This window comes from Candidatus Pelagadaptatus aseana (genome assembly GCF_040362265.1).
GTDB lineage: Bacteria > Pseudomonadota > Gammaproteobacteria > Pseudomonadales > Cellvibrionaceae > Pelagadaptatus > Pelagadaptatus aseana.
In genome coordinates, this window is the sequence record NZ_BAABNJ010000007.1 from 119,190 (window position 1) to 133,910 (window position 14,721).

Consider the following 14,721-nt stretch of genomic DNA (forward strand, 5'->3'; position numbering starts at 1 on the left):
TGCGATGAGTAATGTCTATATTCTCGGCATTGGCATGACCGGCCTGGGCAAGCAGACGGACCGCAGCGTATAAGACCTGACTCGTGAAGCCGTCAATCTGGCCTTGCAGGATGCCGACATGGATCGTTCCCGAATCGACGCCGCTTGGTTTGCCAATACTCGTCAGGGATTACTGGAGGGTCAGAACGGCGTGCGGGGCCAATGCGTACTCAGGCCTCTTGGATTTGAAACCCTGCCGATCACCAATATTGAAAACGCCTGCGCCTCCGGTTCAACGGCGATATTACAGGCGGTCGCTCACATCAAAGCGGGCATGTGCGATACCGCGCTGGTGGTGGGGGCAGAAAAAATGTTTTTCCCGGAAAAGCGCGACGCCATGTTCAACGCGTTTAAAGGCGGCACCGACATTTATCGGCTCGACGAATTTCATCAATGGGCACTGAATCAAAGTACGGATTTAATCCCCGAGCAACTGCGTACTATGGACACCGGCCAGCGCAGTTTTTTTATGGACAGCTATGCGGCGCAGGCCCGGTTGCACATGCAAACCTTTGGCACTACCCAAAGACAGTTTGCCGCTGCCGCGGCCAAGAACCATTGGCATTCCACTATGAATCCTCTGGCGCAATATCAGACCGACATGAGCGTGGACGAGGTTCTGGCAGGACGACTGATAGCCTGGCCTTTTACCCTTCCCATGTGCGCACCGATCTCCGACGGCGCAGCCGCCGCGATTGTCTGCTCCGAACAAGCTCTGAAACAATTTGGCAAGCAACGGGCTATCGCCATCCGCGGCATCAGTCTGGTCAGCGGCAGCCACAGGCAGCCGGATGATTTTGCCAATCACATTGGTCGCAAGGCCGCCGACCGCGCTTACCAGCAAGCCGGCATAGCGCCCGCAGACATCGATGTGGTCGAGGTACACGACGCCAGCGCCTACGCAGAAATTCAGCAAATCGAAAACCTCAGCCTCTGCCCTATGGGTGAGGGGGGAATATTTACCGAGCAGGGGAACACCAAGCTGGGTGGCAAGGTACCGGTCAATCCCTCCGGCGGCTTGGTCTCCAAAGGGCACCCAGTAGCGGCCACCGGCATTATGCAACTGCACGAACTGGTCGCCCAGTTGCGCGATGAAGCCGGCCCACGACAAGTGCAAAATGCCCGTATTGCCGTCGCCGAAAACGGTGGCGGTTTTTACGAAACCGAAGAAGCCGCGACCGTGGTAACGGTACTTGAAAAGCCATGAACAAAACTGACACCCAACCGCTGCTGTTACCCGCAGAACATCTCTATCGTGGACTCGCCCTCAATCCGCAAGCCATTGCCGCAGAAGACCCCCGTGAAAAAATCAGCTATCGGGAACTGGTTTGTCGCAGTGAAGCTCTGGCGATGGCCCTGCAGGCCCATTTACCCCCGGGCAGCCACATCGGACTTTGCGCCCAAAATCATATCGATCATCTGGTTGCCCACTTGGCTATCGTCATCGGCGGTTTTGTCTGGGTTCCCATCAATCCGAAAAACGGCGCCCAGCTCAACCAGCAGTTGATCCAAAAAAGTTGTCTGAGTTTGTTGCTGATTGATCGACAAAGTCTGGACAAGGTAAGCGCAAACGATCTTGAACAATGGTTACTGGATGATGGCTCGAGCGACGATTGCCGACACCGGATGGCAGCCTTTCGCGATGCCGCGTTTACGCCAGTGATTCCCGATGGCTCGGCGACAATGTGCATAAAATTTACCGGGGGCACCTCCGGCGAGCCCAAGGGCGTCGTGCAAACCCACAACAATGTCGCCGCCGTGATTGCCAATATGCAGGCCATATTTGAATTTGATCACGAGGATGCCAATCTGGCGGTGGCGCCACTGACCCACGGTGGCTCCCATTATATTTTCCCGATACTGGGCACCGGCGGGCGGCATCTGTTGCTGCCCTCGCCCGACCCGGAGCAAATTCAGAAGGCTTTTACAGACGACGGCGCCAGCGTCAGCTTTATGCCACCCACATTGATTTATAAGCTGCTGGACCAGCCGGGAATCACGGCACAGGATTTTCCGAAACTGCGCCACCTGACCTACAGTGCCGCCCCCATGCCGCCGGAAAAAATCCATCAGGTCATTGAAACCATTGGCCCCCGCTTGTCCACCGTTTACGGCCAAACCGAAGCCCCCATGACCATCACCGCCATGAACGCTGCCGACATGCAAAATAAGCAACTGCAAAGCTCTGTGGGTAAAGCCTGCCGATTGAGTGACGTTGCCATATTGGATAATCAGGGCAACTTCGTTAAAACCGGTGAAACCGGCGAGGTGGCAACATGCGGACAAATTGTGATGCCCGGCTATTTTGAAGAACCGGATAAAACCCGAGAGACATTTTCGAACGACTGGTTACTGACCGGTGATCTGGGCTATCTTGATAGCAACGGCTATCTGTTTTTGCAGGGGCGCAGCAAAGAGCTGATCATATCCGGCGGTTTTAATGTCTACCCGGCCGAAGTCGAAAATGCATTAATGCAGTTGCCTGAAATAAAGGAATGCAGCGTGTTCGGAGTAGAAGATGCCTATTGGGGTGAACGCGTGGAAGCGGCGGTGTGTTTAACCGATCAAAATCTGATAGAAAGTGACGTAATTCGAACCCAATTAAAAGCTGTATTGGGCGATGTAAAAACGCCGAAGAAGATATATTTTTTAGATGCATTGCCGCGCAACCCTGTGGGCAAAGTGGTACGCCGGGAAGTTAAAGCGCTTTGTTGTGAAGAAAAGAATTTCTGAATACGGGCGGCTACTGGGTTTGCCTTTCTGAGACACGCCGTCAATACATCCCTGTAGACTCGATTGCCACATCCGTGTGGCAAACGGTCTCAGAAAGGCAAACCCAGCATCCACCCTCACACCATGCCACACGTAGATACAGATAATATTAATGAGATCAAAATGACGAACTGGACCAACGAAAAACATTTAACCGGTATGGAGCGACTGAAAAAGTTTGAAGCGCAGGAAAACCGTTCCGGTATGGCAGAGAATCTCGGTTACACCATTGAGCATATTGAAGAGGGCCGGGTGATTTACCACTACACCCCCAAGGATCGCCATCAAAATCTGATCGGCTCTCTCCACGGCGGCATCCTCGCCTCCTTGATTGATACCGCCATGGGCGCAGCAGTAATGACCAAACTCGGCGCCAGTGAGTTTCATACCATGACGGATCTGACCGTAAAATTTATTGGCGCAGTGCGCGACGACAACGAACAGTTGATTATAGAAGCCAGTGTCGATCATGCCGGCAAGAGAATGTTTGCGACGGAAGGCACCATCAAAAACAAAGACGGCAAAATAATTGCCCGCTCGGTGGCCAGTGCGATTCGGCTGTAAATTGCAGGCATAAAAAAGCCCCGGTAAACGGGGCTTTTTACAGTATCGACAGATACTTTAACTTGGACCACCAGTAACGCGATTTCCCTCACCTTCAACGGCGGTGAATACGTCGGTCACGCGATCACCATCGATGGTGACATCATAAGCACCACCCACAATGTCACCATTCTCGCCAAAGAATGAGCCTTGGACAAAGCCCTCATCCGCAGAAACTTCAGTTGAGATCAGATGCACACCATCAATCACACCGGAAGCACTGAAGCTCATATCCTTCGCTTGGTCGATACCCAGCTGGTCTTTCATCCAGGAGTACTCGATATCACCGAAATCTCCCTCAAAGGTTCTACCACCAAAATCAACTTCCAGACGAACACTTTGCAAGGTCCTATGGGAATTGCCGGTATAAACCGCGCTGACATCACCACTGACCATATCCTGAATTTCATTCAGTGCAGTAAAGGTTCCGGCGATGAACCACTCGCTTGAACTCATGCCAGAGCCATCGATATAGCCATAGCTGCTCTGATAGATATACCCAGCCCAGTAACCTTTTAACAAGGTCATATCATCCAGACCTAGCCCCCTGAATACGGCAACCTGATCATCGGACTCTTGATAGACATAAACCTCATTGCCATATATTGACTCATAATCGTTTTCATCCACCGCTGGGTCTGCGTTGTAATCCCAGCGAGATTCCGAGCCATAAGAAGAGAAATTACCGCTGGACTCTTGATTTTCTTGCTCTGTAACATAGGTATAACGATAGCCGCTGGTGGCTTGATCCTCATCGCCGCTAGAATAGTAACCGTTGTCATTGGAACCATCAGTAAACTCTGAAATCAGGTTGCCATCGGCATCGTATTTGGCGAAGCTGACAATATCTTCACCATAGCCTTCTCCGTAACCCGGATCGTAGCCCTCATAGCCATCTTCCATACTCAGGGAAAAGCCTCCAACGGTAGCTCCGTAACCGGAATCCTCGCGCCCGTCATACTGGATTTCTAGACCAGCGAAATAGCCATTCAATTGCCCTGCAGGTTGCTCAGCGGGCTGCTGAATGTGCTGCTCTGCTGAATTGGCCGTAACCGTCGGCTCAAAACCATCCGCCTCACCACGACCGGTAGGATCACCCACACCCAAATCCAGATCCGGGCCACCCTCCGGGCCGGCTGCGGTTGGATCCATCTCGGACAGAGCCGCCAGAAAACTGCCGACGCCACACCACATACCCCACTCGGCCAGGCTTTCGCCCTGACCACCCTGAGCGACACAGGTTTGTGGCGCATTGGCATGGACGTTACCGGCAGCGATTGCCAGGCTTAAGGCACTGATTGCAAAAGTCTTTTTCATAAGTCGTTCTCCTTAGAAACGTTTGGTCAGCTCAAAGCTGACAACACTGCGGTCGTATTCGTAAATACTGATATTGGATTCGTTATCGGAGTAGCTGGCACGGCCACTGATACCCCAGCCGGCCATTTTGCCGCTGCGGAAGTTATGACTGAAACCGGCAACATAGCGGGTTTCATCCTCTTCGCGACCGATATTGAACGCAGGCTCCTGCCCCTGATAATCGGTTTCACGATAGCTGACGCGAGCGTAGAGGGCGCCGCCTTCCCAGGCGGTCCAGAAACCGCTGAGATAAAATTCCTGAACGTCAAACTCTTCGTAGTCAACGCGGCCATCCTGCTCGTAGGCGCTGGCACCGGCCTTGATGGCAATGTCGGCATTGATGTTGCGCGTATAGTCGGCACCCAGCAGATAGCGCTGGCCTTCGCGATCGGCGTCATCTTCAGCCATATACTCGCGGTACAGCCACTGGCCGCGCAGAGAGTATTCGTTCTTGCCATCGACGTAGGTATAAGACGGATTGAGACTGGAATACAGTGCCAGAGCGTCATCGCCCAAACGCACATAATCCAGTTTAAGATCCAGATCGGCGCGCCAATTGGTGCTGGACGCCCAGGCAGGGCCTGTGGACAGGCTGACTACATCCACAGTGTAGGGATGCTCATCCTGGTATTCTTTACGATAAATGCTGGCACCGCTTTGCCACAACATCAACACCGGGCGAGAACCGATATTGACGGTACCGGGCATGCGATAAGAGTGATTAACACGAGCACTGATGGTGGCAAAGGCATCGCTCTGCTCACCGTCTTCGCCATCGAGGATAAAGACCAGGCCATTGACATCAAAGGTTTCACTGGCCGGACCGGCATTAACGTTATCGTCGTAACCACCGCCAACACCGACAAAGGCCTGCCAGTTGTGACGACGTTCATCTTCAGCCGTCTTCATGGCATCGAGCTGTTCGATAAACAGCTGAATGGTTTCTTTTACACCATCCGGGGTATTGGGATCACTCAGCACCATATCGGCCTGTTTTCTGGCTGCCTCATACTGGGCCGCACGGTAATAGGTAACCGCCAACTCCAAGCGGGCACGATGCAAATTGGGGTTATTGCTTAACAGGCTGTTGAGGTGCTCAATGGAATCGTACAGATCGCCATTGGCGCGCGACTCCATGGCGGCCTGATACTGCTTTTCCAGCTCTGCCGGTACTTCAATGGCCAGTGCCGGCATGGCTGCCGCACAGACAGACAAAGCTCCCATACCACGTCTCAGATGGTGTAATCCTTTCAAGATCTGCTCCCCTAATGGTTTTTGTATTGTTATAAGTGACAGCAACTGCAGTGGTCTAATGAACCTAGCCCCCCAAAGGCAGAAATACGGTGCTGTACAGAATTTGGGCAATTCTAATGAGAAAATAAAAAAAGCGTCACCCCTCAAACAGGGGGGGATCTTGAATGTTTAACTGACCGGCAGTGATTATTCAGTCAGGCTCATCATAAGATTGTGGATCGAATCGAACAGCACAACCTGATCAATCGATTCAGACGGCTTCGGCAATCCACCGTGTGCCAGTTGCATAAGCCGATCAAGCACCTCACTGAGGTCCTCCTGCTGTTTTATTGCCACAACCCCGCCACCCTGCTGCTCTACCCGGCGTGACAAAAACAGTTGCTCCTGATGATTGGGCAACAACAACTGCGGGCACCCCATAGTATAAGCCTGTGCTGCAGAGGCGTGATTGCCATGATTGATAACAAAATCAACTTCACCCAGTACCTGTTTCAGGTCCACGGGCTGATCTGTAAATGCCACCCGGTCAGAATAATCCCGCACCAATTCTGGCGGCAAATTGCGAGAATACAGCAGCAAATTGACATCCCGGGCGATCAGCTCATTTAACAGCTTAGGCAACGCAGGAAAGAAACTCAGATAGGCAAACGCTTTGTATCTTGCGTCGCGGGGTAGCCAGTGGGCAGGGTTAGTCGATACATTCCACTTGAGCCCAAGGTAGTTGCCCTTGGGGCGACGCCCAAAGTGATCCAGCTCGGGCAGCGTCAGGAGTAACTGTTGGTCACACTGTTGATAGATGTCCTTAACCGAAGTCATTTCAGCTCGACCCGACTCCGCCAGCACCTGATTTATCAGCGCCAGTAATTGCCGCTCGGATTGCTCCAGGATGCCATCGTTTTCCCGGCTCTTGGGGGTACCGGGAAAAACGCCCAAAAAAGGGCCATCACTGCGGGGTACCAGAAAACCGCTGCCTATGACCCACTTCTGCCAGGGCTTGCCAAAGCTCGCAACCAGCGCCGAAGGCGCGTGATCGTAGATCACCACATCGGGCCGCACCAGATCAAACAGACTGTTCCAGCTGTGATAAAGCCCGGCCAGCTCTTGAGGGTTAGTGAACACCTGCCGAAGGATCAACTGGGAAATGCTGATCATGGGCGTCTTGTACTTTCGCCTTGGGTGCTTAATAAAAGGCGCCTGCAACAACTGTATATTACCCAGATCAAACACGGTGGTGACGTTCTGTAACTCTCTGACCGCCAGACTGACCTTATGCCCTTGCTGCAGGGCTTCATCGATAAACAGCTTGAGGTTGGTGAGATGCCCAAGCGAGGAGCCCATTTCCCAGACGCACAATATACGAGCCACCATTTCCTCCATGCATAAAAAAGCCCCGAACATGCGGGGCTTAAACTTAGCTTGATTAAATCGGGTAATCAATCGTCATAGTAGTACTCGTCCACTTCTATTCGGTTGCCTTCACCCTCTACCGCTGTAAAGACATCCACAACCCGATCACCCTGTTTGGTAATATCGTAGGCGCCACCAATAATGCGCCCCTCTTCGCCAAAGAAAGAACCCTGGACAAAACCCGCATCCGCAGAGACCGATTCGGATATCAGGTGGATACCATCGATAACACCTTCGGCCGTAAAGCTCATGTCCTTGCTCATATCGATGCCCGCCATCCCCTTTGCTGTAGGGATCCATATCACCGAATTCACCGGAGAAACGCTCATCGCCAAAATCGACCTCTAACCGAACTGACTGCATCCATTGATGGGAGTTACCGGTATAAGTGGCACTGACATCGCCACTGACCATGGCTTGAACTTCTTCCAGGGTAGTGAACACACCAGCAACAAAAGCACCATCCCTTCCCATTTCTGAATAACCGTCACGACCACTCTGATACATGGATTCGCCAAAGTAACCCGCCCAATAGTTCTTCAATACCTCATAGGACTCATCGAAATCCAGTAATTGTACAGGTCCTCCATAGCCTTCATTTTCATCCTCATAGTCGTTATAAACGACCACTTCCATACCCACAATGCCCTCTCCCTGACTGGTGTAAGGGGAATCTTCATCGCTGTAAGAGTAAGAGCTGCGACCGGCATAAAATGAGCCCGGCTCATCTTCATCGTCTTCAAGATAAACATCAGTATTTTGGTTGCTGCCGCCATCTTCATCGTAGTTGTAGTAATCATCATCCGAATTAAAGCTGTTACCATCTATCGGATTGCCGTCCTTATCATAGCGGCTGTAATCAACGGTATCCGGGTCGCCATAACCTTCGCCATAGCCACCACCATAGCCATCGCCATAGCCTTCAAAAAAGAAGTCGCCATAGCCGTCGTACATATCCCCATCCTGCAGAGACAGATCAAAACCTCCGGTTTGATGATTTGAAACATCACCACCATAGCCATAACCTTCGCTTTCGTCTTCATAATCGTATTCGTAGGAATAGTCCTGACTGGCAAAATACCCCACAAACTGACCGTCTGATTCTGGCGGAGTGATATGAGGCGTGACCGGATCATCGTCGGGATCGTCTTCAGGATTAACACCCGGCTCGAAATTGTCCGCCTCACCTCGACCGGTGGGATCACCCGGCCCACCATCAAAACTTGGCCCACCATCAGGCCCTGCCGCGGTAGGGTCCAGATCTGACAAGGCGGCCAGAAAACTGCCAACACCACACCACATGCCCCACTCGGCCAGTGATTCACCCTGTCCGCCTTCTACCACGCAGTCTTCCGGCGCCAGACTGGGATCGTCGGCATAAACACCATGGTTGGCCACTGCAATAGCCAAGCTCAACGCACTGATGGTAAAGATTTTTTTCATTTCAACTGTGTACATAAACACCTCCCAGCACTAGAAGCGCTTGGTTAACTCCGCACTGTACAACGTGCGGTCATACTCATAGATACTGATGTTTGACTCGTTGTCACTGAAGCTGACACGGCCACTGATGCCCCAACCTTCCATGCGGCCACTTTTGAAGTTGTGGCTGGCACCCAGCACGTAACGAGTTTCATCTTCTCTGCGACCAACATTGAATACGGGCTCCAGCCCCTCGTAATCGGTCTCCCTATAACTGGCTCTTACATAAAGAACACCACCTTCCCAGGCGGTCCAGAAGCCACTGATGTAATAGTCCTCGACATCAAATTCTTCGTAATCGACACGACCATCCTGTTCATAGAGGCTGGCCCCCAGCCTCATGGCGACATTGGCGGTAAAATTGCGCTGATAGTCACCGCCGAACAACACGCGGTCACCTTCCCGATCCTTGTCATCGTCCGCCATGTATTCGCGATACAACCATTGCCCGCGCAGGGTGTATTCATTCTTACCGGAAACCACCGTGTAGACCGGATTCAAACTGGAATAGAGCGCTAGAGCGTCGTCACCCAATCGCACATAATCGAGCTTCAGATCCAGACTTGCCCGCCAGTTGGTGCGCGAAGCCCAGGCCATACCCGTGGAGCCACCGATAACGTCTACGGTATAAGGATGCTCATCCTGATACTCCTTGCGGTACACACTGACACCGCTTTGCCAAAGCATGTTGACGGGACGAGAGCCAATATCCGCGGTTCCCGGCATACGGTAGGAGTGATTAAACCGAGCACTGATGGTGCCAAATGCATCGCTCTGCTCGCCGTCTTGGGGATCAAGAAAGAATCTGAGACCGTTGAATTCGAAGGTGTCACTGCCGGGACCGGCATTGACGTTATCGTCATAACCACCACCGATGCCGATAAAGGCCTGAGTGCTATGACGTCTTTCACTTTCTGCCTGACGGAGCGATTCTATTTGCTCTAGAAACAACTCGACGGTTTGCCTGACGCCTTCCGGTGTATTGGGATCACTCAACACCTGCTGAGCATGCCGTTTCGCTTGTTCGTACTCGGCAGCGCGATAATAGGTTACCGCCAGCTCCAGCCGAGCTCGATGCAAAGTCGGGTTATTACTCAGCAAACTGTTGAGATCATCGATAGAAGAATAAAGATCACCGATGGAACGTTTTTCCATCGCTGCCTGATACTTTTTTGCCATTGCCTCCGGAACATCGACAGCGCTCGCGGGAAGCACGTAACTGAGTGACAGACAAAACCCGCAGGCTATTTGCCTGAGTCGTCCTGAGTTTTGCAAAGATAAATGTTGATTCATGGTGCGGCCCCTCCTTGATCTGCCGTTACCCGATGTCGTCATTTGTAATAGTTAAAAAAGACGTCGGGATACCTACAGATTAGAAGAGGCATCAGGCGCCGACAGGCGCTTTAAAGACTGATTGCTTATGACAAAATTGCTGCTGAGAAAACTGCTAAATAACAGGCCGAAACAAGCCTCAATCGGGCCTTTTTTAAGACAAAAGGGTTATACAAAAAAATCTGCTTAAGTCTACAAGGAAGAAGGGCCAACGGCAGCGACATCAACATCGCGCCGCACTTATTATCTTAGTCGGTTTATACCAGAGGGGAGCAAATTTATTTGGCAAAAAAGCGATTGGGCAGAATTTTTATGATGCGCCCGACAACATGCCATGGCCAGCCCGGCACAAAAGAGTAACTGACTTTCTTTTCGATTTTATCAACCATTTCCACAACCCCCTTTTCCAGAGGAATTACAAAAGGACGACTTTTTGCGCCCTGATTGATGGGCGTATCAATGTAACCCGGCGCCAGAATGGTAACGTCAATATTTTCACGCCAGGCCTCTACCTGCAGAGTTTGCAAATAGCTGGTAACAAAGCTTTTGGTACCACTGTAAACACCAATCGACGGCATCCCCCTAAGACCCGCCACCGAACTGATGCCAACAATCTGACCGAAACCCTGTTCGCGCAGAATCGGCAGTGCAAACTCAACCGTCGCCATCAAACCGGTGATGTTGGTATCAACGGTTTTCTGCGCCTCGGAAAAATCCCCCTTGCCAATGGCCATGGTAACGCCGATACCGGCATTGGCAATCACAATATCGATTTGATCAAAGTCGGACTTTACCTGTTCCAAGCAGCCCTTCACCGCATCGGCGTCACTGACATCCAGCGCATAAGCTACGGCGCGAACACCAAAACGATTCTGTAAATCCTGCGCCAGCTCTTCCAGAGATCGGCGCGCGGCCAGTGCCAGATTATAGCCACGCCTGGCAAACTCTTCGGCCATGCCTTTACCCAGACCGGAAGAGGCTCCGGTAATAAATACGGTTTTGCTCATGTCGATTCCCCAATTATTTTTATCGTTTTTTATAACGCAAAAAGCCGGGCTATAACACCCGGCTTTTCAGAACTAAACACTTTGCAATTCAAACAGCGTTATTGAATCTCAAGCGCCTGCTCTTCGATTTTGGCGGACCAGATTTGCGGGCCAGTCTGATGAACCGATTCACCCTGAACGTCTACCGCAACGGTAACCGGCATATCCTTGATCTCAAATTCGTAGATGGCTTCCATACCCAGATCTTCAAAGCCAACCACTTTGGACGCCTTGATTGCCTTGGACACCAGATACGCAGAACCACCGACGGCCATCAGATACACGGCCTTATTGTCCTTGATCGCTTCAATGGCAATGGGGCCACGCTCGGCTTTGCCCACCATCCCCAACAGACCGGTTTGCTCCAGCATGGTACGGGTAAATTTGTCCATTCGGGTTGCCGTGGTCGGTCCAGCAGGTCCAACAACCTCATCACCCACTGGATCAACCGGGCCTACGTAGTAGATCATGCGATTGGTGAAGTCCACTGGCAGTTCTTCGCCGCGGCCGATCATATCCACCATGCGCTTGTGCGCAGCATCACGACCGGTAAGCAATTTACCGGACAGCAAAACAGTTTCACCCGGCTGCCACTCGGCAACATCTTCTTTGGTGATCTCATCAAGGTTAACACGGCGCGCATTACCAACTTCCCAGGTAATCTCAGGCCAGTCTTCCAGACTTGGAGGCGTTTGCAGGGAAGGCCCGGAACCATCCAGAGTAAACTTGGCCAGACGGGTAGCGGCACAGTTAGGCAGAATGGCAACCGGCTTATTGGCCGCGTGGGTTGGACAGTCTTTGATTTTTACATCCAGAACCGTGGTCAAACCACCCAGCCCCTGAGCACCAATACCCAGTTTGTTAACCTTCTCGTACAGTTCCAGACGCAGTTCTTCCGCGCGATTATCAGCACCCTTTTCTTTCAGATCCTGAATATCGATGGGATCCAGTAAGGCTTCTTTGGCCATCGCCAGTGCTTTATCCGCAGTACCGCCAATACCAATACCCAGAATACCAGGCGGACACCAGCCCGCACCCATGGTTGGCACCATTTTCAAAACCCAATCGACAATGGAGTCGGACGGGTTAAGCATGGCAAATTTGGTTTTGGCCTCACTGCCGCCACCTTTGGCCATGACATGGCAGGTCACCTTGTCGCCGGGCACCATTTTGTAGGTAATCATGGCCGGAGTGTTGTCTTTGGTATTCTTGCGGGCACCATCCGGGTCTTCCAGCACGGAGGCACGCAGGACATTATCCGGGTGACCGTAAGCACGACGCACACCTTCATTGATCATGTCATCAATGCTCATGCCATCGGAGTCCCACTGGACATCCATGCCGATTTTCATAATGACACTGACGATGCCGGTATCCTGACAGATGGGGCGGTGACCCTCGGCACACATGCGGGAATTGATCAGGATCTGAGCCATGGCATCTTTGGCCGCGGGATTGATCTCACGCTCATAGGCCTTGTTCACAGCCTGAATAAAATCTTTGGGGTGGTAGTAGGAAATGTACTGGAGAGCGTCAGCGATACTCTCGATCAAGTCATCTTTGCGGATTACCGTGGTCATTATGCAACATCTCTTGTCCGGTGAATTAAATAACCGAAACCACCGGCCCAGTGACAGCCCACCTGTAAAAGTCCGGATAATTTCTGGGCCTGAAGTTTACACTAGATAGCGTAGAGTTGCGCGGCTTTGGACCTTCCCCCACCGGCTCATCGACCAAAGTCGGGGAAGGTTTCCGCAGAAAACGGGAAGATTATTGAGCCGGGCGTGCAGCAGGTGCCCGAGCCTGTTTCAATTTCCAAATTTCGTTATTGGTATTTTTACGGAAGGCGTCAATAGAGCGAATGGCTTCGTCATGGGCTTTAACCTGGCTGCTCAAATCACGCAATTGCCCACTGGTCAGATTACCCTGGTCCACCAGATCACGCAGCCGTTGCTGCTGTTGCTCAATACTGCCAGACAAAAGGGTAGCACTCTCAAGCGCCTGACCGGCGTCCGACTTAACCAGCTGCAACGCCTTCTTTTGAGCGGCCAACTGGTCTTGCAATTTTTTAACATCCCCGGCCATAGGTTTCAGGGCAGAGGCACTGGCATCGGCACTCTTTCTCGTGGAGTCGATGGCTTTTTTGTTGGCTGCGATGGCTTTTTTATTCACGTTACGGGTATCCCACAACTTGCGAATCTCATGATTGGATTCTTTAAGGTCAGCCACAAGTTTTTTCAGTTCCTTCTGGCTGCTGATCAAATTGGCCTGCAGGGCAGAAACTGACTGAGTGGACTCGTCTCCCGACAGCACCAGAGCCTGCTGCAATTCCTGTAAACGGCTGTTGGACTCCGCCAGCTGACTTTGCGCCTTTTCCAGAGCCAAATACAAATAACCGCCCAACCCCAGACCAATCACAGCGACCAGCAAGGCGATTACAGTCAGTGTAGACCCACCGGACTTCTCAACAGCAGCCACTGTTTGAGGTGTGCCCCTCTTCGCCGCAGGCGATTTGGGCGACTGAGACTGCTTACCGGTTTTGGCAGCCTTATTGCCCACCTGCTGATTTAAAATGGGGGTATCATCCGCCTCGTGGGCGGTATCCATGGCAGAAAAGGTAGGCTCTTTGCGTTCCATTATTGCGTTTAATCCGTCGAGTTTTGTATCAATCACAAAAAAGCCGGGGCATGCCCCGGCTTTTTCTTCAGCTAGTCAGTGCTCAGCTATTATACAGCCACAAACACACCAGCCAAGACAGCGGTCAGAACCATGCTGCAGGTAATAACACCGCGAACAGTGGTCATAGGACCTTGCTTACCAACCAGAGCGTTCACTTCCAGAGCTGCCACGATCGCCAGCACAACAATCAGGTCAGTACCAAAGGTATCAGAAGCGTAACCGGCACCACCCAGAGCACCCAGATGACCACTGGCCAACATGAAGAAAGCCATAGAACCGGAGAACAGGGTATTGGTACGGGAAGCCAGCAGGGCTTTGGCTGCAGAAGTTGGTGCATCACCACCCTCTACCAGGCCCAGAGCAATTTTCTGGTTAGGCCAGATAACCAGCCAAACGTTCAGGAACATCAGGGTACCCAGAGCAACACCCGCTACGATGTAACCGTTAAGACCGGTAGTCTTAATCATGCCAATCAGCAGAATAACACCGGTGATAAAAGTGAACATGGCGCCCCAGCGGAACCACCACAGTGCTTCAGGAGCCAGTTTTGCTTTGGCATCTTTCAAAGCTTCAGGAGAAGCCTGCTTGAAGTAGCCACCCTGAATAAAGTTGAAGTAGTACAGCATACCAATCCAGGTAATACCGAACAGCAAGTGCCCCCAGCGAGCCAAAAAGTTAATCAGTTCCATAATCAGATCCTTCACATCGACAGTCAGAAATTATTGTGGCGAGTCATAACCCTTAGAAACAT

12 protein-coding genes are annotated in these 14,721 nt (G+C 51.8%); 3 read left to right on the forward strand and 9 right to left on the reverse strand.

Annotated features, from left to right (window positions below):
- Positions 1 to 76: 76 nt before the first annotated feature.
- From ACPXV9_RS11935 to ACPXV9_RS11945, 3 genes are all read left to right on the forward strand, one after another.
- Positions 77 to 1,246, forward strand: a complete 1,170-nt coding sequence (locus tag ACPXV9_RS11935) for a thiolase family protein (RefSeq protein WP_423897601.1) — start codon at positions 77 to 79, stop codon at positions 1,244 to 1,246.
- The gene (locus ACPXV9_RS11940; RefSeq protein WP_423897336.1) at positions 1,243 to 2,772 is read left to right on the forward strand and encodes a class I adenylate-forming enzyme family protein; all 1,530 of its coding nucleotides are present in this window, start codon (positions 1,243 to 1,245) and stop codon (positions 2,770 to 2,772) included. The genes ACPXV9_RS11935 and ACPXV9_RS11940 overlap by 4 nt, the downstream gene beginning before the upstream one ends.
- 162 nt (positions 2,773 to 2,934) lie before the next feature.
- Positions 2,935 to 3,375, forward strand: coding sequence for a PaaI family thioesterase (locus ACPXV9_RS11945; RefSeq protein WP_423897338.1), 441 nt, complete (start codon positions 2,935 to 2,937; stop codon positions 3,373 to 3,375).
- 57 nt (positions 3,376 to 3,432) lie between these two features.
- On the opposite strand, the gene ACPXV9_RS11950 is transcribed toward ACPXV9_RS11945, so the two are convergent.
- From ACPXV9_RS11950 to ACPXV9_RS11990, 9 genes are all read right to left on the reverse strand, one after another.
- The gene (locus tag ACPXV9_RS11950; RefSeq protein WP_423897341.1) at positions 3,433 to 4,731 is read right to left on the reverse strand and encodes a transferrin-binding protein-like solute binding protein; all 1,299 of its coding nucleotides are present in this window, start codon (positions 4,729 to 4,731) and stop codon (positions 3,433 to 3,435) included.
- Between the two features lie 12 nt (positions 4,732 to 4,743).
- Positions 4,744 to 5,994: a DUF2860 family protein gene (locus ACPXV9_RS11955; protein WP_423897342.1), complete on the reverse strand. Its 1,251-nt coding sequence runs from the start codon at positions 5,992 to 5,994 to the stop codon at positions 4,744 to 4,746.
- A gap of 216 nt (positions 5,995 to 6,210) precedes the next feature.
- Entirely contained in the window at positions 6,211 to 7,389 is a 1,179-nt protein-coding gene (locus tag ACPXV9_RS11960) for a glycosyltransferase (protein ID WP_423897344.1), read from the reverse strand.
- Between the two features lie 147 nt (positions 7,390 to 7,536).
- Entirely contained in the window at positions 7,537 to 8,889 is a 1,353-nt protein-coding gene (locus ACPXV9_RS11965) for a hypothetical protein (RefSeq protein WP_423897346.1), read from the reverse strand.
- 15 nt (positions 8,890 to 8,904) lie between these two features.
- Complete coding sequence (locus ACPXV9_RS11970) at positions 8,905 to 10,092, reverse strand: hypothetical protein (RefSeq protein WP_423897349.1); 1,188 nt, start codon at positions 10,090 to 10,092, stop codon at positions 8,905 to 8,907.
- A gap of 431 nt (positions 10,093 to 10,523) precedes the next feature.
- Positions 10,524 to 11,252, reverse strand: a complete 729-nt coding sequence (locus ACPXV9_RS11975; protein WP_423897351.1) for an SDR family NAD(P)-dependent oxidoreductase — start codon at positions 11,250 to 11,252, stop codon at positions 10,524 to 10,526.
- A 98-nt stretch (positions 11,253 to 11,350) separates the two neighbouring features.
- Positions 11,351 to 12,871, reverse strand: a complete 1,521-nt coding sequence (locus tag ACPXV9_RS11980) for a fumarate hydratase (protein WP_423897353.1) — start codon at positions 12,869 to 12,871, stop codon at positions 11,351 to 11,353.
- Between the two features lie 190 nt (positions 12,872 to 13,061).
- Positions 13,062 to 13,928 carry a hypothetical protein gene (locus ACPXV9_RS11985; RefSeq protein ID WP_423897355.1) on the reverse strand — a complete coding sequence of 289 codons (867 nt, stop codon included), beginning with the start codon at positions 13,926 to 13,928 and terminating at the stop codon, positions 13,062 to 13,064.
- 89 nt (positions 13,929 to 14,017) lie between these two features.
- A complete protein-coding gene (locus tag ACPXV9_RS11990) occupies positions 14,018 to 14,659 on the reverse strand; it encodes an antitermination protein NusG (RefSeq protein ID WP_423897358.1) in 642 nt (213 codons plus the stop codon).
- Positions 14,660 to 14,721 lie beyond the last annotated feature (62 nt).